Origin of the sequence: Bacillus changyiensis, assembly GCF_027706145.1 — a bacterium.
GTDB lineage: Bacteria > Bacillota > Bacilli > Bacillales > Bacillaceae > Bacillus > Bacillus changyiensis.
In genome coordinates this window covers 112,948-134,107 of sequence record NZ_JAQFWW010000005.1, presented here as the reverse complement: position 1 = coordinate 134,107, position 21,160 = coordinate 112,948, and the positions used below count along the sequence as shown (strand labels likewise).

Here is a 21,160-nt window from a genome sequence, read left to right as displayed (position 1 = left end):
ATGTTGATAAAGGACTACTCCAATCTTAAATCGTAAGTTTTAACAATTTTCCTTTTTTCAGACAGCCCCTTTTGCCTTACAAACTGTCCCTGAAACGTTTGCTAAGTGGATCTTTAATTCTTTGGCAAATCGGCTGGGTTGATCAATCATTGAATAATGACAGCTATTAGGTAAAATAACGAGTCGTGAATATGATAATGTTTGGTCAAGCAACAACTTCTAGTGTGGTCGGAGATAGCGATCATATTGGCCTCATCATAATGTTGCCGGACATGTGATAAATATGGCACAAGGTCTTCTGTTTGGTGATGATCAAGTGCCAATGAAGCCTGTTGCAATTCTTTAGCTCCTGTTTGATGATCGAATGGCTCAACAAAGTTGTCGTGGGTAATAGACACATCACAAAGGATTCTTTCAGTGAGAGGGAAAACGCTTCCCTCTTTTATTGTTTGCAGTAATTAATAGGCTTTTTTTAGCAAACTATAGCAGTTAGCGATATTTTCATGTGCAGCGTTGGGATTTCCGTTCATTTCGTGCTGAATTATGTTTGCAGATAACTCCTGAATTTTTGATGCCCGTGGTGCTCTTCTTTCGTAGTAGGCTTGAAGTGCAGTTTTGATTGTTTGATGATGCCCTAGCTCATCTGCAAGTACGATGGCGTCTTCAATCGCCATAGCGGCACCTTGGGCAAGTGTCGGGGCACCGGCATGAGCGGCATCTCCACCGATTACAACTCGTCCTTTATACCATTTATCTGTTAGTCTAATCTGTTCAATTTTGTTGAAGATCACCGGGTGTTTCTTTGAAATGTGTGTTGTAATAAACTCTAGTTCTTTTCGATGTGATAACATTTCTTTTACTCTAGTAAAGCGAGTTCTTTCATCATCCTGATAATCTGCTGGAAAAGCTTTTAGTATAAATACATAACCTGCTTTTACTGAAAGTGGGATAACTCCTACTTGGAACTCGCCTGTTTTATAAATCATTGCTGATTCAGAAAAGGTGTTTTCAGGGAATTCGATATAGAATCGGAAGGCTCCAACTCCTAGATATTCTTTCTCTGTTTTCTTTTCGAGCATCGCATCTCGTACGGCAGAATGGATGCCATCAAAGCCCACAAGAAGATCACATGTGAAGTCTTTCCCATTTTTACAGAAAACAGTTACAGTACTTGCTGTTTCTTTATAAGATACCACTTTCATACCCCATCTGATGTTAACCCCGGCTGTTTCGGCGTGTTTTGTGAGGATGTTATTCAGTTTGGCTCGTAACATGTTATTCCTTCCAGGCAAAGTGTCATCGATAAATTTTTCGTTTACTTTTTCTATTAATTCACCTGCTTCATCAAAAATTTCTAACCATGTTGTTTGATAGCCTAAAGAACAACAATCATTGAGGACACCAATTTCTTTGAGAACGTGTTGCGCATTTTGCGGTTGGAGAATCCCCGCACCTGTCGTGCGGTTGCATGGAGATGCTTCAAACAGAGTCACATCATGACCTTGATTTTTAAGAGAGATGGCTGCACAAAGACCGCCAATCCCCCCTCCTGCTATTACAATGTGATAGTGTCTTTTTTTCATTTGAATAAACCACCTTTGTATGATGATATATATAATTAGGCGACTAACAATATCTTACATTACTATATACTGGGTAATATGTCAAAAATATTTTTAGAGGTTGCATATCGCCATATGCGACCCTATAATTGACAAACAAATAGGAGGTTATGAAAATGGTTGACTCTAAACTGCGAAACTCACAGAAACATAAACAAATCATGAAAAATGCAGCAAACTACTCGAATGTTGATTTATCATCACTTGATTTATTTTTAGCACTTCTCGGTGTTTCTAAAAAAATGACACATATTATTGATCATTACTTTAAAAATTACGGGCTTTCGGAAGGGAAATTTACCGTTCTAATGCTGTTGTTAGATGCTCCGAATCATACCTTAAGTCCGACAGAACTTGCGAGGCAATCAAATGTTACGAAAGCAACTATTACAGGGCTATTAGAAGGGTTAGCCCGTGATAGCTATATTGAACGGAGGCATGTCAAAGAAGATCGCCGGAAAGTCACCATCACTTTAACAGCAAAAGGGAAAGAATATTTGCTTCAATTTTTGCCGGATCATTTCGATAAAATCTCAGATTTAATTGGAGATAACAGTGAAGAGGAAAACAGATTGTTCATTAAAATGTTGGAGGATATCTTTGAAAAGTTAATGATTTTTAAAGTAGTCGATGAAAATCAACGGAGAGCTGAAAAATGAGGGCAAACGCTGTTGTACTTTCTGAACAAGATCTGAACGAATTAATAGACAATATTCAACAAAAAAGTGAATTTAATTTGTATATATTGACATGAAAGTAAATGTATTGTATTTTGATTGTAAATTTATGAAAGGAGATGATTCATAATGAATGTTTTAGAAGTGAATGATTTAAAAAAAATGAACTATAATCAATTAATCTCTATCATTGGTGAAACAAATCGACCGCCAGGAGGGATAAAAACAATCATCAACTTTGTTAATACTGTTCACATAAATGAAAATCATAAAGTCCTTGAAATTGGAACTTCAACAGGATTTACTGCAATAGAATTAGCTAAAATGACTAATTGTCAAATAACAGCGGTAGATATTAATGAAGAAAGCTTGAAGATTGCTCAAAAAAATGCTGATCGTTTTAAGGTTGAAGATCATATCAACTTTGTAAAAGCAGATGCAACCAATTTGCCATTTGATGATGAGGAATTTGATTTTATATTTGCTGGTAATATCATTTCTTATATTCCTGATCGAAAAAAAGCATTAAGTGAATATAAAAGGGTTTTAAAGTATAACGGAGTTTTGTTGGTAGCTCCTATGTTTTATGTAGAAGTTCCTTCAAATATGTTAATAGAAAAAATAAGAGATGCTTTAAAAATGAATATAAAAATTGATTATGAAGATTATTGGGATGAATTTTTTACTGATGACGAGTTAGATATCTATCTTGCCAATAAATATAAATTTGATTATATTACGGATCAACATATCAGTGATTATGTAGAAGAAATATTCCGTACAAATGAAAATATTATTGATCACAATATTAAAGATGTAGATTCAAAAAATTGCTTAAAAGACATTTACATTCATTACATTTACCTATTTAGGGATAATCTTCATAAAATGGCTTATAAAGAAATGTATATCAGAAAGAATAAGTTTAAATTTGATAGAGAACTATTCACATCAACTTATATGAAAGGATGTGATCTTAAGTGATCATACATTCTACAGATCATAATAGGTGGTGCAAAGTGTTAGAGTCAAAATGGTATGAAAATATGTTTAAAATATATTCAGATATCATCAAGTATTCAAACCAATTTTATGATCAAAAAAATTTTTCAATTGCTGCCCTTCCAATTACAACGACTAGTATATCAAGCCCTATGGGATTGGGGTCAGATTCCCTCCCTGTCAAGATAAATTTATTGGGACAAGAGACTTATTTAGCTGATTCGATGCAATTTTTATTGGAGTATACGTTGAGATTTAATCAAAATGGTGTTTATTATATTATGCCTTCATTTAGAGGTGAGGATTCTGATGAACGTCATTTAAGCCAATTCTATCATTCAGAAGTTGAAATAAAAGGCGGTCTAGATGATATTATTCGATTGGCGGAAGAGTATATTCAATATATTACATCATTTATTATTGAAAAAGACTACTATCACTCTTTAAATGTCCCTGTAGATCATTTTAATGATATTAAAAGAATCATATATTCAGGTCATTTTCCGCGAATCCATTTTAAAAATGCAATTGATTTACTGAAGAATGAATATCCAGCAGGAATTGAAATTAGAGGTGGTTTAAAAACAATAAATGCTGAAGGAGAACAGCATTTAATTAAAAAGTATAACGGTGTTGTTTGGCTAACTCATTTAGAACATAAAAGCGTGCCTTTTTATCAGCAGTATGATCCAGATGACCAGAAGTATGCACTAGCTGCAGATCTGTTAATAGGTATGGGCGAGACATTAGGGTGCGGAGAGAGAGCAGATTATCATTCTGTGCAAAAATCGCTTATGGATCATCAAGTTACCCCGGATCATTACGAATGGTATATTAATATGAAAAAACAGTACCCTTTACAGACAAGTGGTTTTGGAATGGGAATAGAACGCTATATAGCTTGGCTAACAGGAAATTATGATATTCGTAATATACCGGTTGTCTATCGAGATAAGAATGTTAAAATTGAGCCATAAGATGGAAGAAGAGGTCTGTCAAAATGAAAGCATTTGTATGGGCACCTGCTAACAATGGAACCGACCTAACACAAAAACATAAAGATTTAGGAATCAAGCGTCTTAAAAAGATGGGCTATGATGTCATCTTAGATGATAATATGAGTCAAAATTATTTAGGTTTAGGAATTAATGAACCTTCAAAATTAATTGATTTTTATAAAAAATTCATTCGTACAGATCATAGCGTCTTAATACCTATTTATGGCGGTTTCACTAGTAATTTCATATTGGAAGATATAGTTGAAATTTCTAGTTTTAAAGAAAATCAATTAGTTTGTGGTAAAAGTGATCTTACCTGTTTGTTGAATAGTTTATATCAAAAAACTGGAATGAACAATGTGTACGGTATAGATTTATCTAAAATATGCAATCCAAATTTAACTAGTGAAGAAATAAAAATCATTGAAAAATCATTAAAAAAAGAAGAGATCGTATTTGATTGTCCATTATCATATAACGATGGATATTGGTATATCAGTGAAAGAACGAACTTCCCCCATCATGCTTGGAGCTATTTTTATTCTGAAGAGATTGATTCTATATCAGGAAGTGTAGTAGGCGGAAATTTAGAAAGTTTATGTTCTTTGTTAGGAACAAGATTTTCACCAAATTTTAAAGATAAAATCGTTGTCATTGAAACAATCCCAGATGTTTCTCCTAGAAAATTTTTAATGAATATCAAACAACTGATAATGGGTAGTAATGTATTACAAGCTAAAGCACTTATCATTGGCAAGTTTTCGCCTCAATCAATCTTAAATCATGATTTTATTTTATACCAATTATTAGTTGGAGAATTGAAAATGAAAAAATTTCCTATTATTTTCAATATTGATTTTTCTCATACAGAACCTTCGTTTCCTTTTTATACAGGTGGATTTTTAGAAATCAATTTTAGCAGCCAAAAAATGAGGATATCATGTCATTCTTAACCATCACTTGTCTTTAGTGGAGACGTCTCTATACAACGCATTTCCTCAAATCATTTTCCGGAGTGTCTTCACTTCCACTGAGGAAAAACAATCAAAGGAGTGTTGACGTTGAAAAGGTTAGCTTTATTATTGCACCATGCTGGAACTGCACCAGACTTAATATATCCTAGTCTTGAGAAACTGAATGATGTAGAAGTCATCACTTTCTATATAAAATCGCCAACCAATAAGACATTAAATCAGGTTTATCACGCAGTTGTAGGATCGATAGGACCTGGTTTTGAGTGCAAAAATGAAAAGGATATGGTGGAGAAAGTTGTTTCTTATCACAAAGAACAAAAAATTGATGGGTTAATCACATTTGCTGAAATGTTATTAAAGTCAGTTAGTGAAATCGCCAAAGAAATAGGTATTTCTTTTATGACTCCAACTATAATAGAACGTGTTCAACATAAGGCTTTACAAAGAAAGAGGTTACAGGAAAAAAATATACCTATTCCTAAATACTTTGAAATCAAAAATAAAAATGATTTATTAGAAGCAGCTGAAAAGATTGGTTTTCCTAGTTTGTTAAAACCTAATTTTGGAGGCGGTGGTTATGGGATTTTTGAAATAAATTGTCTAGAAGAATTATATGAAAAGTATGATGAGCAGTGTTTTAAATATGAAAATATCATTACTGAAGGTGAAGAAAGCACTTTTAATTTAGAAGAAAAAATGATAGGAACTAAATGGCATGAGAACGACCAACTTGCTGATTATGTTAGTGTTGAAAGTATTATTATAGACCGTCACGTTTATCATTTAACTGTTTCTGATCGAACGAAGTTATATCAACCATTTCGAGAATCTGGCTATATCACCCCCACATCATTAAAAAAAAGCTATATAGACGCACTTTATCGATTAACTACCTCTGCTTTAAAAGCTTTAGAATTGAATAATATCATGACACATACAGAAATAAAATTGACAGAAGAAGGACCCAAAATAATAGAAGTTAATGCCCGTCCAGGAGGAACCACCCCTTTTAGAATAAACAATGCTTCAAATGGGGAATTTGACGTTTTTTATGAATTAGCAAAATTATCTTTAGGTGAAAATGTGTCAACGGATATAAATTTTTATAAATATGCAGCTGCTAAAATCAGTTTATGTCCAGTTGGAGAATGGAGAATTAAAACAATTGATTTTTCGAAAATCAATGATATCGAATCTATAGATTTAATGATTCCTATTGCACAAGCTGGTCAAAAAGTGTCCTCTTTTAGAGGAATTGAAGATTTATTAGGGCTATATTATCTTTCTAACAAAAATTTATATCATTTAATAAATGATATGTATTTAATTGACAAAAAGTTGATGGTAGACTATGAACCATCTTCATGATGTACTGTCCACATTAAAATTAATTAGTCCAGTATACGAGATTTCTGATGTATTTGTAATACCTAAAAAAAATAATGAAGCTTTTTTGAATTTTTATAGCAGAAAAATCATAGATAAAAAAAGGGAGTTTTTTTTAAGAAGTTTTGGAGGTTCTTTTTGTATCACTCCTTTTTCTTTATGGAAAAATAACAAAAAAGCAACGGTATTCTCAATAGGTGATGGACTTTATCAAAATCAGGAAATAAACTTGTTACTGATTGAACTTTTTTCTAAAGAAAAATGTAATTTTTCTATTGTTCACACCGAGATAAACAATTATTTGATGAAACTTCAAGATATTTTAGATTACGATATTGTTGAAACAGATAGGTGGAGTTGTTGTTGGTTAAACATATCAGTAATATTAAAATGACTCAATATTTGGAAGATTCTTCTTTTCTTTATGCGGGTGGGTATGGTAAGGGTATACCTGTTTATTCTAGAAAAGGATTGGACGTTATCTATCGTTTTGTTGATGTTTTCAGAAAAATAGTGAATGATGAAGGCTTAAACGTTATTGAGTTAAAACATACTAAACTAGTTGATAAAAATGATTTTCTAAAAATGTATAAAGACATCAATGATTATACGGATGAAATCGTAGAATATGGTGAGAAGTTAGTGATGTCAGATGTGTTAATAAACTCTTTCAAATACCTAAAAGATCATTTTGAAAATCAAACTAAATCAGTCTTCACATGTTCAAGTGTGTATAGAGACAAAGCAAACAAATTAACACCGCTCTACAAAGATAAAAATATCTTTCCAGTCGTGCAGTTAGATCAAATAGTAAAGAAAGATAACGATCACGAAAATATAAAAAAATTAAAAAAAATATACAAAAACTTTTTTGCTAGTATTGGTATTGAAATCGCATTTCTTGAAACTCAGGAAGTTCCTTCATATGCAAAATATGAGTTATATTTTGTTACACATGATAAAGGTAGTTTGACTAAGCTAGGAATGATCTATGTATTATCAGATCAATTTAAAAAAAATCTTAAAATTGATGGTGATGTAGAACTTTTTGACTCTGGATTTTCAGGTAAAACATTGTATAAGTCATTAGAAATAACATCGCAATATTGCGGGGATTTTTCCATACATCCTTATGTTGCAGATGTTGATTTCTTGATTGCTTCTTCTAATCAGACGAACAAACAACAACTTTTTAAAGAATTACGGTCTCACCAATACAACTTTCAGGTGTTAGATTGCACAAAAAAATCCTATAAACAATGGAAAAAAAGCGGTGTATTACATTATATTTTGGTTCATGATCAGTTTTCTTTATTTACAAGAGATGTAAATGGAGAGATAAAGGAAAAGGTTTATCATACTTCAACAGAATTATTGAAAAGAATAACTGAAGAAAAAAGTATCCGCTCTACAGAAACGATAAAATATAGTCATGATATGATGAAATCTGCACAACAAGACCTTACAAAAAACCTTTGTGATGATTGTTACAAAAAAGAGTTTTATGGATATTACAGCGATGATAAAACTTACAAATGTTTGAGTTGTGGAAAGATAATAAATAAGATTATTTTAACTTTAGATCCTAAAAAGAGATTTTATTGAGGGAGAGATATGAGAATCAATGATTTTCACATCAATATTAAAGTTCGTATCATCGAAAATTTCTTAAGCAGATTTATCGGTAGTATGATTTTCCCTTTTATGGCTATTTACTTATCGATTCATTTCGGAAAGAAAACGGCAGGAATCTTACTGGTAGTCAACGTGTTTGCAGGGTTAATTGTTAATTTATTAAGCGGTTATTTATCAGACTACTATGGTCGAAAGAAAATAATCGCTGTGTCTGAAACGATTCGCTTCTTTTCTTTTTTAATCATGTGCAGTTGTAATTCACCATGGGCTACATATCCTCTTATTACTTTTCTTATGATGATGCTTAACTCTTTATGCTGGGGTCTATCTGTACCTGCTAATGATGCAATGCTTATAGATGTAAGTACAGAAAAACAGCGTAAATTCATGTACTCTATTATGTATTGGAGCAGTAATTTATCAGTAGCTATTGGTGGAGTTTTGGGTGGCTTTCTTTTTGAAGACTACCTATTTCAACTCTTTATCGTGATGACGTTTTTGTCATTTTTAGTTGTGATATTAGTGTTGTTTTTTATAGAAGAAAGTTATATGCCTAACAATCAATCCATAACAATTAAAAAACACCTCATTGAATTATTTAGCAATTATCAATTTGTTTTAAAAGACACAAAGTTTGTCTTCTTTGTACTTGCTGGTGTCTTCATTCTTTCATCAGAGTATCAGCTGACTCATTATATTAGTATACATTTATTAGAAATCATGCCTGAACAAAAACTTTTAATGTGGGATATTGATGGTATAAAAGCTTTAGGTATATTAAAAAGTATAAACACGATATTAGTCGTTATGTTCATGTTATTCATTCATAAAATCGCTTTCAAATATGAGGATAAACAGGTTTTATTGATTGGTTCAATATTACTCGTCACAGGTTATAGTGTCATGTCCTATTCTGGCCATATATTCATATTATTCATGATGATGGTAATAGCTACAATCGGCGAGGTTCTTTTCGGTCCGTTAGAACAAACTTACTTTGCGTCTATGCCGCCAGATCAATATAGAAGTTCTTATTTGGCTTTTAATGGATTTAAACTTAATTTATCATTATTAATTGCTTCTACTACTGTTTTGATGAGTAGTATAGTCCCTTCATTCATGATTTCTGTTTTCATTCTAGGACTTGGATTAATGGGAGTTCTCATCTACTATATGATATTGCCTCAAGAAAAAAAGGACTTTGAACACAATGAGATGTGAACGGTATTTACGGGCCGAAGAAGACAACCGAGGTGTGATTGAGACAAAAAAAGCCTTCATCGTTTCTACTCATCATGACCATACATTAAATCATCCAGTTATAGATTTTGTTTAAAGCGGTTAAATATGTTAATGAAACTTCTTCAATAACTAAATGATCAACTTGAAGTATTGTAACTTTTGCACCATCATCTGATAGCGGTATAATGAGTTTTTCAGATGATTCGTTTCTTCATTTTTCATTCGTAATTGAAGTTCACCTAATTCAAGATGAGTAACTCTCAATTGCTTACCATCTTTTAAAATGTTATTGTCATTCTCGACTTTTGGGGTAGGAAATAAAAGGTATAAGTGGTGTAAATACTAAAATAAAAGTTGACCACCCTTAACACCCAATCTCTTATCATAGAGTTTGAAAGAACTTCATGAATTGGGAGGAAAAAAGGATGTTAAAGATGGCTAAATAATATAAAGCTTATTAGAAAATTGCAATTTAAAGAAGGTCGTTCTATTCAACAATCAATGATTAAAAAAGGATTTTGTAATGAAGTCAGCCGCGTTTCTATATTTTAACAAATTGGAATAATTTGACTTTGAGAAACAAAAGTTGAACAGTGTCATCAATTAAAAGTAACTGTCATAGATAATCCAGCTTGGTCTTTCAGGTGTGAGTGGCCAAGGGCAGCAGCTATCATCAAGGATGTAAGCTTATTTTTTTTAATGTTATGGCATGGATCAACATAGGCAAGTCTTATAAATGATCTGGTTGACAATATACCCGTATGGGTATATTATAATCCTTGTCAGTAATTTTTTTTAAGAGACGAGGTAAAAAAATGATACTTTTTATGATTGTGATACAGATCTTAATTCTTGAGTTTATTTATAATAGATATATTCCTGTTAGAGGAGTTCAATGTTTTAATACATTGAACGCGGATGCAATAATAGTAGATGTAAGAGATTATCATCAGTCATATAAAGATCCATTGCGTACGGCTATCAACATTCCAATTGCTTATTTGAAAAGAAATTATCATGAAATATCAAGTTCGAAAGTTTATGTTGTAGCTTCAGACCATCTTGAGAAAAATATGAGTATTAGATTCCTCAGAAAAAAAGGTTTTGAGGTATTGGGCTATACTTTAACAGACTGTAGATGTAATCCCGATAGAAAAGAAAAACAACAACATAGAAAGGAGAATATATATGGGATGCAATGACAACTGAAAAACAGAGTAAAGCGTATCGAAGGACAGCTTAAAGGAGTTTTGAAAATGATGGAAGAGAAAAAAGTTGTAAAGATGTTATTACTCAGTTATCTGCTGCAGTTAGAACAGTAGGCGTTATTGTAAGTTCAAACCTTAGTTGAATGTGTTTTAGATGTTGATGAATAAATTAATTAAAGAAGCTGTCAACTTGTTTGTCAAAAGTAGTAGATAAAAAATCGGATCGACATTTTTTTCTCTCTCTATATACCTATAGGGGTAATGGTAATAACTTATTGAGGCTATAGGGGTAGATATAAAAGGAGGTAGGCATGACAGAAAAGAACAACAATCATCTTATTTAGTGGAGATATGATAGAGGAATGGTAACCTATATTTTTGTGAATGGTGCAGCTTATGATCACGAGGTAACTATTTTTCACACAAAAGAAAGCATAATGTGATACCTATATCTATCGGAATTAATTCAACAAAATGTTTAAATTGGTGTCTTTATATGATAATGGACTTGCTAGGTCTACAACAAGAAGAATTATTGAATATGTGGTGTTGCAGCCTGTTTAGCTGATGCCTAAGATGGCAATGTCAATCTGTTTTATCTAATTATAGATAGGGGAAATTCCACCTATATAAAGGAGAGACTAACTTGGAATATTTGAATTATTTATTAATTGCCCTTTTTCTATTTTTCATCATTAATCGGATCATCCCAGCTAAGGGAGTTAGACAGATCTCAACAACTGATCTAAAAAATGAATTAAAAGATAAGAAAAAACAATTTGTCGATGTCCGGACTCCTGGAGAATTTAAGGGAAATAGTATTAGGGGGTTTAAAAATCTCCCACTTCATCAGCTTTCACAAATAGCAGAGAAGGAACTGTCAAAAGATAAAGAAGTTATTGTCATTTGTCAAAGTGGAATGAGAAGTCAAAAGGCTAGTAAACTGTTAAAAAAATTAGGATTTACAAAAGTAACGAATGTAAAAGGCGGCATGAGTGCTTGGAGATAAAAAAAGGAGGAAATAAAATGGAACAAATTACTGCTAAGGAAGTTGAAAATTTATTAGATGAAAGAAAAAATTTAAATATTATTGATGTTCGAGAAGTGGAAGAAGTGGAAACTGGTAAAATACCCGGAGCAATTCACATTCCGCTTGGATTAATAGAATGTCGTATGCATGAATTAGACAAATCTAAAGAGTATATCATGGTTTGTCTTTCTGGTGGAAGAAGTGGTCGAGCGTGCCAGTTTCTTGAGAGTCATGGGTTTAATGTGGTGAATATGACTGGTGGGATGCTTGCATGGGAAGGAAAAACTGAGTAATTTTTTCGGAAATTAAAATACTTGTTTGAGTAAAAAAGTGGGCTTGAATAAATGGAATCACTAAAAACAGATTGAAAGGCTTGGTTGCCCAATGCCAATTGTAAAGGCAATGAATGAATTAGAAACTAGTCAAGTCTTGAAAGTTTAAGTTATTCAAAAAGAGGTAAAAGTAATGGTCTATAGTACCTATCAATGATTGAAAAAAAGATGTTATCTAAGAAAATCATTTAATGATGGTTTAAGTGATAGAAAATATTCTTATGTAACAAGTAATCATCGCTATTTTAGAATGAAGAAACAGCGGAATATGCATTTAACCATATTTCAAGTGTGGTCTCTAGTCCATTAGGAGAATTGGAAGAACGTTTAAGCGACCAAAATCAGATGATGAAATCTATGTAGTTTGTCGAACAGGAAACCGAAGTGATATGGCACCTCAAAAGGTACTTGGTCGGGTAAATCGAATACTTTGAGTAAATAGGAGGGAACTATATGAACACAGTTACAGTGTATACAACAACACGCTGCCCATATTGCGTCATGGTAAAAAATTTTTTAGTAGATCAGAACATTGCTTTTAAAGAGGTAAATGTTGAAACAAATCCAGAGATTATGCACGAACTAGTAAAACAAACAGGTCAAATGGGGGTGCCTCAAACCAAGGTAAATGATAAGTGGGTTGTTGGTTATGATCCAAATAATATTATGATGGCATTAAAAAACTAGAAGTAATTCGGGAAAAGTAAAAAAATTGAGATTATCGCAAGAAATGGTGGATCAGTTGATGCATAAAATGTATTTCATATCTCAACAGCAGTGGAAGATCAAGAAGTAGTCATTTTTTGAACAAGGTTTAACCGTTTCAGGGTGGTATGAATACTTAATTTGAAGGTTAAATCATTCTCTAAATAACAAATCAGATACCTTACGAAAAAACAGACTTTTGTCATAGAAAAACAAAAAACAAGAAAGAGATTAAGGCATAGCAGAAGAAGGGGTTGTCCAGTAAGTCAATTTTTGACGATTGGACGCCCTTTTCATGTTTAACGAATACGAATATATTAGCAATTTTAAATCATAAGTTTTAACAATTTTGTTCTTTTTTTCGTAAGTTATTTAAATAGTTTACTTACCAATTTCCCTGTCAGTTTTTCGGCAGCACGACGGGCGATTCTTTTCCAGACTGTACCTTTTTTCACTGCGTTTACATCACTTAAGATTTTAGCTGACTTGTACATTGCAGATCTGATTTTGTTATGTATTAAAAAATTGAGATGAGCGCCTGTCCACTTGTTTAAAATATTCCCTCAAAACCTCCCCCAAATCGAAGAGAGTAAATAAAAAACCCTAGAGTCGTTGGTATATCAACGTTTCTAGGGTTTTTTATGATGCTCTTTAAAGAGCATTTCGCTTAACGAGAGTAGAACTCAACGATCAATGCTTCGTTAATCTCAGGAGCAAGCTCAGAACGCTCTGGTAGGCGAGTGAACGTACCTTCAAGTTTTTCAGCGTCAAAAGTTAAGTATTCTGGTACGAAGTTGCTTACTTCAACCGCTTCTTTGACGGCAGAAAGATTTTGTGATTTTTCGCGAAGACCAATTGTTTGACCAGGTTTTACTTGGTAAGATGGAATATCAACACGGCTTCCATCAACAAGAATGTGACCGTGGTTAACCAATTGACGTGCTTGGCGGCGAGTACGTGCTAAGCCAAGACGATAAACAACATTGTCAAGACGACATTCAAGAAGAATCATGAAGTTTTCACCGTGTTTACCGGCCATTTTCGCAGCTCTATCAAATAGATTGCGGAATTGACGCTCGTTTACACCGAACATATGGCGAAGCTTTTGCTTTTCTTGCAATTGCAAACCATATTCTGAAAGTTTTTTACGTTGACCTGGACCATGAGGACCTGGTGCATAAGGACGTTTTTCTAATTCTTTACCCGTACCGCTTAAAGAAATTCCTAAACGGCGGGACAATTTCCAACTTGGACCTGTATAGCGAGCCATAATGTGACTCCTCCCTTGGTTTTATTTTTGTGAAAATAAAACCCATCTGTTCAATTCAACCATGTCCATTTTATTTTCATGTATCCTCGCTCCAGCAGCAAAGAGTTACACGATACACCTTATGAAATAAGGAATAAAATGAAGCACAGAGAAGCAGAACAAAAAGGCTGCATTATTTCACACAAAGAAGATTATATAATGTTACAAAATGAAAGTCAACTGTTGCCGAGCAAAATCCAAAAAATATAATATTAAATAGGACATAATACCTGTTTTTGTGATACAATTAGGAATAGATTAATACTTAATTATGGAAATATTCGGGTGATAATAATGGATAAACAAATTAAAAGCCTATGTCTGTCTTTCCATCAAGATATGCTGAGATATTTAACAAAAAAACCATCTGTGACATATAACGAAGCTTATAGTTGGCTGAAAGCGGAAGCAGAGTCACTGTTTTCTTCAATAGCTTTAACAATACAAGCTTACGAGCCATCCAACTTGGAGGAACAAATCGATAGCATTAAGAAAATTACTGATGATCATATGATCATAGCAATAGGAGAAAATAGTAAGTACATTCAGATTTCATGTCAAAAGAACTATAAAATACCATTGGGATTGGGTGAAATTGTTTGTTTATTTTTGAACAATTGCTTAAAATTTGAGAAAGCCTATAATCAAACAAGGATTTATGAAGAGGCTAAATTATTTTATGATCTGATGGATCAGGAGAAAGTCCTGAAAACACTGCTTGAGTGTCTAAAAAAAGTTTTTCCGCATTTAACTTACTGTCTTTTTTTATCTTTTGATCAGGATCAGTATTTAAATTTGCCTGCAAAAGAAATTGATGTTCAAGATGAGTCGATGGATGCTTGTGCACTTGAGGTTTATTTATCAGGGCAAGTCATATTGAAAAACAAGTCTGTCATTTATATTCCAATTAAAGGACGGCAAGGGATATATGGTGTTTTAAAAGTTGAGGGACAGAACGCAAGCGAAGTTGCAGGTGATATCGGTATTATTGCTAATGCAGCAGGAAAAGCTTTTGAAAATGCCCGTTTATATGAACAATCAAAAAGTATGATTGACAGTTTGATGCTGATTAATGAAACGTCTCATCAGCTTAATCGTACAAGGAAACTACCAGATATGATGAAGAATTTGTCTGAAAGATTAGTTAGCTCATTCGGTGCTGAAGAAGTAGGATTTTTTTATAACATTCACTTGAAACAAGAAAGTTTGCTGCCAGGGAGTACCGCTTTTTTTCAAACAGAAGCTGCAGCTCCTTACATCGAATATGTGAAAGAGAAAATTTCTGAAGAAAGCGGCGTTTTTGTCGGAAATGGCTTTGCACTGTTTGGTGTTGAAGGTTATGCCTCATTAATGGGTGTTCCGATGATTGAAAACAATGAAAACAAAGGACTTGCCATCGTGTTGAAAAAAAACGTCTGTGCGTTTACTTTTGAGATGTTTAAGTTGTTCCAAACACTGATTCGGCATTCTACTCTTGCGATTACAAACTCCATGTTAAGGGATCGGCTGAAACATTTAGTTCAGACAGATCAACTAACAGAGTTGTATTCAAGAGCTTATCTTGATGAAAATGTCCAACATAGCATTGTTTCCGATAACGAAGGAGTGCTTGTTTTAATAGATATTGATAATTTTAAGAAGGTCAATGATACCTACGGACATCAAACTGGAGATGAAATTCTCATTAGTGTCGGGAAGGTGATTCAGCAAAACATTCGTGAACAGGATATCGGTGCAAGATGGGGGGGAGAAGAGCTAGCGATTTACCTTCCGAAAAGCGATTTGTCTGCTGGTGAACGGCTCGCTAATCGCCTGATTGCTCTTGTGAGAGAAAGCACGAACCCGACAGTCACCATTTCCTGTGGGATATCATATTGGTCACTCAACCTGCCTAAAACTTTGACAAATCTTGTGAAACAAGCAGACGAAGCCTTATATGCCGCAAAACGTAATGGAAAAAACAGGTTGATGATTCATGGATCACTCTTAGAATGTTAAAAAATTGAACTGCATCTAAAAGTGATGCAGCCGGCTTGTAGAGAAACATACTTCTCTACAAGCTTTTTTATGTTATCAAATGGTTTGATTGATTTTTCACTTCATTGTTGTAGATGAAAGCACATGTGAGCGATGACACCCAAAAAAAACGATGACGATCAGATAGGAGTTTGTTGAATAACCTTAATCAAGACTTCAAACCGGTAATCGCACAGGTGATAGTGTTGTACGGTGATCTAAATAGACAGTCTGGGAACATCTAATTAAATACTCTTCGCTTGGATATTGATTGAAAACGGAGCATCGAGTTTGCGAACAGTTATTACTCTTTAAGAATCTCATGTCTAAAGTGGTGATTCAACAAAACCACGTCAATAAAACGGTTATAGTTGCACTTTGAATCACCAGAACTAAGACTGCTTTTTTTCTGCTGCCCTTGTCATGTTTCATGTCTAACATTCTATTGAACACATTATTCCGTTCCGGTTTGCTCCTTTCACATTTCCGGAAAGGTTAGACCTTAGCATTGTATATTGGTACTTTTACTGAGTGAAATGGTTCAAGTAGTAATCATCATTAGATTATGGTTTTAGCATCAAATTAATCTTTGTTGGGGTTCCTAAGAGGGTCTGCTCTCAGTCATAGGGGTTGTCTAATATATTCCAAAAAATGAAGCAAGTGAAAAAGATAAGTTGTGTTCTCCACTTGCTTTTTATTCTCTGGAAGGAGCAGGGGGATTCTGCTCCTTTTAGTATATGTTGTAGGGCAATGCTGAAATCCCTTTTTTTGCGTTTATGCTCAAAATGATTTATTGTTGCTCGCTTAAACGCTTTTCAAGGATGTCGGAGAATTGTTTTAAGTAAAATTCATCTTTTTCATCAAAGCGATCTTTTATCGGGCTGTCGATGTCAAGCACCCCGATGATTTCACCACGTACTTTAAGAGGAATGACTATTTCGGATTGGCTAGCTGCATCACAGGCGATATGGCCGGGAAAGGCTTGAACATCTTGAACTCGCTCAACTCTAACGTTCGAATAAGCAGTGCCACAGACTCCTTTTCCAAATGGAATTCGCACACATGCTGGAAGTCCTTGGAAAGGTCCTAGTACTAGCTCTCCACCTTTTGCAAAATAAAAACCCGCCCAGTTGACATCCTCAAGTGTATGATACAAGAGAGCTGCGGCATTGGCTAAATTTGCAATCATATCTGGCTCACCTGCAGTCATTGCATCTATCTGTTTGAGCAGAAGTTCATATTTCTTTTCTTTGCTGCCTTTCGTTTTTTCGACATGAAACATGATTTTTCCCTCGCTTTTTCATTAAAATAGTAAAACCTACGTGCTATGTGCTGCGATTTGTCGATCACTTTTTACAGGAACAAGCCCCTTAAAGTTGAATTGGTTAGTTAAGAAGGGGTGAAAATTGATGGGATCAAACTCTTTTTTAACCACAAAGGATAAGATTATTCAATCAGCCATCGAGTTATTCAACCAAAAAGGATTTTCAGGAACATCAGTACGAGAAATTGCTAAAACAGCGAATGTCAATGTGGCCCACATCTCCTACTACTTTAATGGAAAAGGTGGATTAATGGAACACTTAGTATCCTCTTTTTATGAAGGGTATTTAAAAATCCTTGAAAAAGGCTATCAATGTCTTGATGAAATGACTGCAAAAGACTGCCTTCTTCAATTGGTTTTTGATATTCTATCTTATCAGCATGAACACCGTCAATTAACTCGATTTGTCTATCGTGAAGTGACCATTGATTCGACGTTAATTCGTGAAGTCATGTCAACCTATTTGACAAAGGAGAAGTACATCCTTCATCTGATGATTGAAAAAGGCAAAACGAACAGAGAATTCTCTCATTTTCCCCTTTCCCATTTTATGATTCAGTTAAAATCTCTTTTAATGATGCCTTATTTACAGCCACAATATATCTCTGAAGTCCTCTACTTGCAAATGCATGAACCTTACTTTTATCAAGCCTATTTTAAAGAAATAAAAACTTGGCTTAGCAGTTTATTAAACAGGGAGCATGAATCAATTGCTGTCACATAGGTGTTCAAAAAACTCGTAACCAAATCCGGCATCCCTTGCTTGATGGGCATCAGACCCATAAACAAGCGGGATGTTTTTTTGTTTCGCTTCTGTTATCATCCACTTTTCTAAATAAATGCCGTCTGCATGCGGCTTTCTCAAGCCAGCTGTATTAAAATCTAGTTCAAGTCCGTGTTTGGCAACTTCCGCTAAACATGTCGCAGCAGATTGTCGGACATGCTCTGACATGGTATAAGGAAACAGCTCAATGAATTTTTTTATCAGTGTGATATGGCCGATTCGTTTCGGTTTAAAAGAGCCGAGCGCTGATAAAATAGATGCGTGGATTTCGCGATAATATGCACGATAGACTTGTTCAATATGACCGTAATACTTAATCAGTTGTTGAAACGCTTTTTCATCGTAATCCAGACAAATATGTGAAGAGCCTGCAGGTAAAAAATGAACAGAAAGAATTCCGTCATCAAGATAAGGGCCATACGTATCAAGCATTGCTTTCGTTTCGTTTTCACAGATACGGATATAGTCAACCTCAAGGCCAACTAAAATATTTATTTGTCCTTTATATTCCTTTTTAAGATTATTTAAACTTTCAATGTAGTGTTCTAACTCAGAATATGTCATGGCACTATCTTTTGTTGGCGTTGGATCTTCGAAAGAAGTCGGCAATGGAGCATGTTCTGTAAATGTCACAAAATGAAAGTTTTTTTTACATAACTCTTCTATATATTTCCTGAATTCATCCTTTGATCCGTGTGGACAAAAAGGGGAATGCACATGAGCATCATGTTTTATCATGATATCACCCCGTGAAAAATAGTCGGAAGTTGTCATTTTGGTGTAAAAAAATTAAAAATTCTGCTCAAAAAATGTTGGTTACATGGTATCATAAGTACAATGAAATTGATAGGTTTAATCAAGGTACGTACAAAAATTACAAATATTTACCCTGACAGAAACAAGTTAAACAGCAAGGGGGCTCACTATGGAGTTTGTCATTGGCTTATTGGCGTTATTTTTAATCTTATTCACTACAGGTTACTTATTCAGAAGAAATATATATAAAGAAATTGATCGGTTAGAAGCTTGGAAAATCGAAATATTAAATCGTTCAATTGTGGAAGAAATGTCAAAAATCAAACATTTAAAAATGACAGGACAAACTGAAGAGTTTTTTGAAAGATGGCGTAGAGAATGGGACGAAATCGTCACTTCGCATATGCCGAAGGCGGAAGAACTTCTATTTGAAACTGAAGACTATGCTGACAAATATCGCTTTCAAAAATCAAAACAAGTTCTTACTCATATTAATAATCTATTGTCGGCGGCTGAATCCAATATTGATGAAATTCTAAAAGAAATTGCCGATCTCGTCTCAAGCGAAGAACAAAATCGCAAAGAAATTGAAGAAATGAAAGAACAATATACTAAGGTTCGCAAAAATCTTTTGGCATACAGCCACTTATACGGTGATCTTTATCCGAAAATAGAAGCTGATCTTGATACAGTATGGAAAGGAATTCAACAATTTGAAGCAGAAACTGAAGGCGGAAATTACATAGAAGCAAGAAAGGTGTTGCTTGCTCAAGAGCAATTACTTGAACAACTTCAGTTACACATTGATGATGTCCCGAAATTGCTAGCCGATTGCAAGCAAATGATGCCAAACGAGCTGGCAAAACTGAAATCTGGTTATCAAGAAATGATCAATCAAGGCTATAAACTTGATCATATTCAAATCGAAGAAGAACTTGATAATCTCTCTAAAGAATTAAAACGTGCTGAAGATGCCTTAATGAACGACCTTAATTTAGAAGAGGCATCAGCTGCCTTACAAGTGATAAACGAAACGATTCAAACTTTATATACAGAGTTAGAACAAGAGGTCAAAGCTGGTCAACTGGTCTTAAGTAAAATGCCGGAGCTCGCGGTAACACTTGAAACACTTGAAAACAATACACAGGAAACAAAAACGGAAACTGAATTGGTTAAGAAAAGCTATAGTTTAACAACAGGTGAATTGGAAAAACAAGAAACATATGAAAAGCGTCTTGAAAGTATTCAAAAGCAATATGAGCAGATGAAGAACAGGCTTAATCAAAAACATGTTGCCTATTCACTTTTGAAAAAAGAACTTCAAGATATTGAAAAACAGATGGATGCGGCCCAAAAAGAACATGATGAATACAAGGACATGTTACAGCTTCTTAGAAAAGAAGAACTACAGGCTAGAGAACTTCTTGATCAACTAAAAACAACAGTAAAAGACACAGCCAGACGCTTAGAAAAAAGCAATGTTCCTGGTATTCCAGGATCTTTAACAGAACGTATCCAAAAAGCTCGTTCCATCGTTCAAAAAGTGAATGAACAATTTCATGTGTTGCCGCTAAATATGGATTTGATCAATGAGCGTTTAGCAGAAGCGAAAGAGCTTGCCACAGATGTTAAACAACAGACAGATGAACTTGTTCAAATGGTCTTGATGACTGAACGTATCATTCAGTATGGCAACCGTTTTAGAAGCCATAATCAAACCCTTTCCGAGCAACTGAAGGAAGCAGAAAACCGATTTTATGCCAATAAATTCGATGAAGCTTATCGAATCGCTGCAAGTGCAGTGGAGAGTGTCTCTCCAGGCGTTGTAAACCAATTATTAACAGAGCAATCAGACGATCAACTAGAATTATGAAAGGCTAGCACCATTTAAAGTGGTGCTGGCTTTTTTGTTGTGTGATTTAGGGGGGGGGAATAGTCCATTTCAATTGGAAGTGTTCAAAATTTTTAAAAAATCTTTGCTCAGCTGCATTTGGAGACATTCTCCACCATTACCATCCCGATAAAGTCGTCGCAACGGGACATTCATTCTTTATTTGTGGAAGAGCAATAATCAGTGGCAGGTACAAGTGGATTCGCTTTTCTTTTGGTGGTGGAGAGAAATTCTTTCTTGAAGAAATACTAGATACACGATCATTTTGG

At 34.1% G+C, this 21,160-nt stretch carries 20 protein-coding genes and 3 pseudogenes; 18 read left to right on the top strand and 5 right to left on the bottom strand.

Annotated features, from left to right (window positions below):
* Positions 1-146: 146 nt before the first annotated feature.
* Positions 147-398, bottom strand: a complete 252-nt coding sequence (locus PDT38_RS14940; RefSeq protein ID WP_270802710.1) for a hypothetical protein — start codon at positions 396-398, stop codon at positions 147-149.
* A 60-nt stretch (positions 399-458) separates the two neighbouring features.
* Positions 459-1,583, bottom strand: coding sequence for an FAD-dependent monooxygenase (locus PDT38_RS14935; protein ID WP_270802709.1), 1,125 nt, complete (start codon positions 1,581-1,583; stop codon positions 459-461).
* A 155-nt stretch (positions 1,584-1,738) separates the two neighbouring features.
* Between PDT38_RS14935 and PDT38_RS14930 the strand changes: the two genes are divergently transcribed.
* From PDT38_RS14930 to PDT38_RS14865, 15 genes and pseudogenes are all read left to right on the top strand, one after another.
* Entirely contained in the window at positions 1,739-2,281 is a 543-nt protein-coding gene (locus tag PDT38_RS14930) for a MarR family winged helix-turn-helix transcriptional regulator (protein WP_270802707.1), read from the top strand.
* Positions 2,282-2,428: 147 nt separating this feature from the next.
* Positions 2,429-3,283 carry a class I SAM-dependent methyltransferase gene (locus PDT38_RS14925; RefSeq protein ID WP_270802706.1) on the top strand — a complete coding sequence of 285 codons (855 nt, stop codon included), beginning with the start codon at positions 2,429-2,431 and terminating at the stop codon, positions 3,281-3,283.
* Positions 3,280-4,278 (top strand): asparagine synthetase A, encoded by a 999-nt coding sequence (locus PDT38_RS14920; protein ID WP_270802705.1) that lies wholly within the window; start codon positions 3,280-3,282, stop codon positions 4,276-4,278. The genes PDT38_RS14925 and PDT38_RS14920 overlap by 4 nt, the downstream gene beginning before the upstream one ends.
* 23 nt (positions 4,279-4,301) lie before the next feature.
* A complete protein-coding gene (locus tag PDT38_RS14915) occupies positions 4,302-5,252 on the top strand; it encodes an LD-carboxypeptidase (RefSeq protein ID WP_270802704.1) in 951 nt (316 codons plus the stop codon).
* Positions 5,253-5,360: 108 nt separating this feature from the next.
* Positions 5,361-6,641 carry an ATP-grasp domain-containing protein gene (locus PDT38_RS14910; RefSeq protein ID WP_270802702.1) on the top strand — a complete coding sequence of 427 codons (1,281 nt, stop codon included), beginning with the start codon at positions 5,361-5,363 and terminating at the stop codon, positions 6,639-6,641.
* Complete coding sequence (locus tag PDT38_RS14905) at positions 6,625-7,053, top strand: hypothetical protein (RefSeq protein ID WP_270802701.1); 429 nt, start codon at positions 6,625-6,627, stop codon at positions 7,051-7,053. The genes PDT38_RS14910 and PDT38_RS14905 overlap by 17 nt, the downstream gene beginning before the upstream one ends.
* Positions 7,023-8,264, top strand: coding sequence for a hypothetical protein (locus tag PDT38_RS14900; protein WP_270802699.1), 1,242 nt, complete (start codon positions 7,023-7,025; stop codon positions 8,262-8,264). The genes PDT38_RS14905 and PDT38_RS14900 overlap by 31 nt, the downstream gene beginning before the upstream one ends.
* Positions 8,265-8,273: 9 nt before the next feature.
* The gene (locus PDT38_RS14895; RefSeq protein WP_270802698.1) at positions 8,274-9,515 is read left to right on the top strand and encodes an MDR family MFS transporter; all 1,242 of its coding nucleotides are present in this window, start codon (positions 8,274-8,276) and stop codon (positions 9,513-9,515) included.
* A gap of 836 nt (positions 9,516-10,351) precedes the next feature.
* Positions 10,352-10,738, top strand: coding sequence for a rhodanese-like domain-containing protein (locus PDT38_RS14890; protein ID WP_270802695.1), 387 nt, complete (start codon positions 10,352-10,354; stop codon positions 10,736-10,738).
* 3 nt (positions 10,739-10,741) lie between these two features.
* Positions 10,742-10,958 (top strand): annotated as a pseudogene (locus PDT38_RS14885) (metal-sensing transcriptional repressor).
* A 116-nt stretch (positions 10,959-11,074) separates the two neighbouring features.
* A pseudogene (locus PDT38_RS14880) lies at positions 11,075-11,169 on the top strand (DsrE/DsrF/DrsH-like family protein); the annotation flags it as partial.
* 221 nt (positions 11,170-11,390) lie between these two features.
* Positions 11,391-11,753: a rhodanese-like domain-containing protein gene (locus PDT38_RS14875; protein ID WP_270802694.1), complete on the top strand. Its 363-nt coding sequence runs from the start codon at positions 11,391-11,393 to the stop codon at positions 11,751-11,753.
* 17 nt (positions 11,754-11,770) lie between these two features.
* Positions 11,771-12,067 carry a rhodanese-like domain-containing protein gene (locus PDT38_RS14870; RefSeq protein ID WP_270802692.1) on the top strand — a complete coding sequence of 99 codons (297 nt, stop codon included), beginning with the start codon at positions 11,771-11,773 and terminating at the stop codon, positions 12,065-12,067.
* Between the two features lie 294 nt (positions 12,068-12,361).
* Positions 12,362-12,513 (top strand): annotated as a pseudogene (locus tag PDT38_RS19500) (rhodanese-like domain-containing protein); the annotation flags it as partial.
* 46 nt (positions 12,514-12,559) lie between these two features.
* A complete protein-coding gene (locus PDT38_RS14865) occupies positions 12,560-12,793 on the top strand; it encodes a glutaredoxin family protein (RefSeq protein WP_270802690.1) in 234 nt (77 codons plus the stop codon).
* Between the two features lie 685 nt (positions 12,794-13,478).
* On the opposite strand, the gene rpsD is transcribed toward PDT38_RS14865, so the two are convergent.
* Complete coding sequence (gene rpsD, locus PDT38_RS14860) at positions 13,479-14,081, bottom strand: 30S ribosomal protein S4 (RefSeq protein WP_270802689.1); 603 nt, start codon at positions 14,079-14,081, stop codon at positions 13,479-13,481.
* 333 nt (positions 14,082-14,414) lie between these two features.
* Here rpsD and PDT38_RS14855 point away from each other — a divergent pair, with 333 nt between their 5' ends.
* Positions 14,415-16,118, top strand: a complete 1,704-nt coding sequence (locus tag PDT38_RS14855) for a sensor domain-containing diguanylate cyclase (protein WP_270802688.1) — start codon at positions 14,415-14,417, stop codon at positions 16,116-16,118.
* Between the two features lie 808 nt (positions 16,119-16,926).
* On the opposite strand, the gene PDT38_RS14850 is transcribed toward PDT38_RS14855, so the two are convergent.
* Positions 16,927-17,418 (bottom strand): GAF domain-containing protein, encoded by a 492-nt coding sequence (locus PDT38_RS14850; RefSeq protein WP_270802687.1) that lies wholly within the window; start codon positions 17,416-17,418, stop codon positions 16,927-16,929.
* A 127-nt stretch (positions 17,419-17,545) separates the two neighbouring features.
* On the opposite strand from PDT38_RS14850, the gene refZ reads away from it, so the two are divergent.
* Positions 17,546-18,184, top strand: coding sequence for a forespore capture DNA-binding protein RefZ (gene refZ, locus PDT38_RS14845; RefSeq protein WP_270802686.1), 639 nt, complete (start codon positions 17,546-17,548; stop codon positions 18,182-18,184).
* On the opposite strand, the gene hisJ is transcribed toward refZ, so the two are convergent.
* Positions 18,167-18,982: a histidinol-phosphatase HisJ gene (gene hisJ / locus PDT38_RS14840; protein WP_270802685.1), complete on the bottom strand. Its 816-nt coding sequence runs from the start codon at positions 18,980-18,982 to the stop codon at positions 18,167-18,169. The genes refZ and hisJ overlap by 18 nt on opposite strands.
* Before the next feature lie 187 nt (positions 18,983-19,169).
* Here hisJ and ezrA point away from each other — a divergent pair, with 187 nt between their 5' ends.
* A complete protein-coding gene (ezrA, locus tag PDT38_RS14835) occupies positions 19,170-20,873 on the top strand; it encodes a septation ring formation regulator EzrA (protein ID WP_270802684.1) in 1,704 nt (567 codons plus the stop codon).
* Positions 20,874-21,160: the final 287 nt, after the last annotated feature.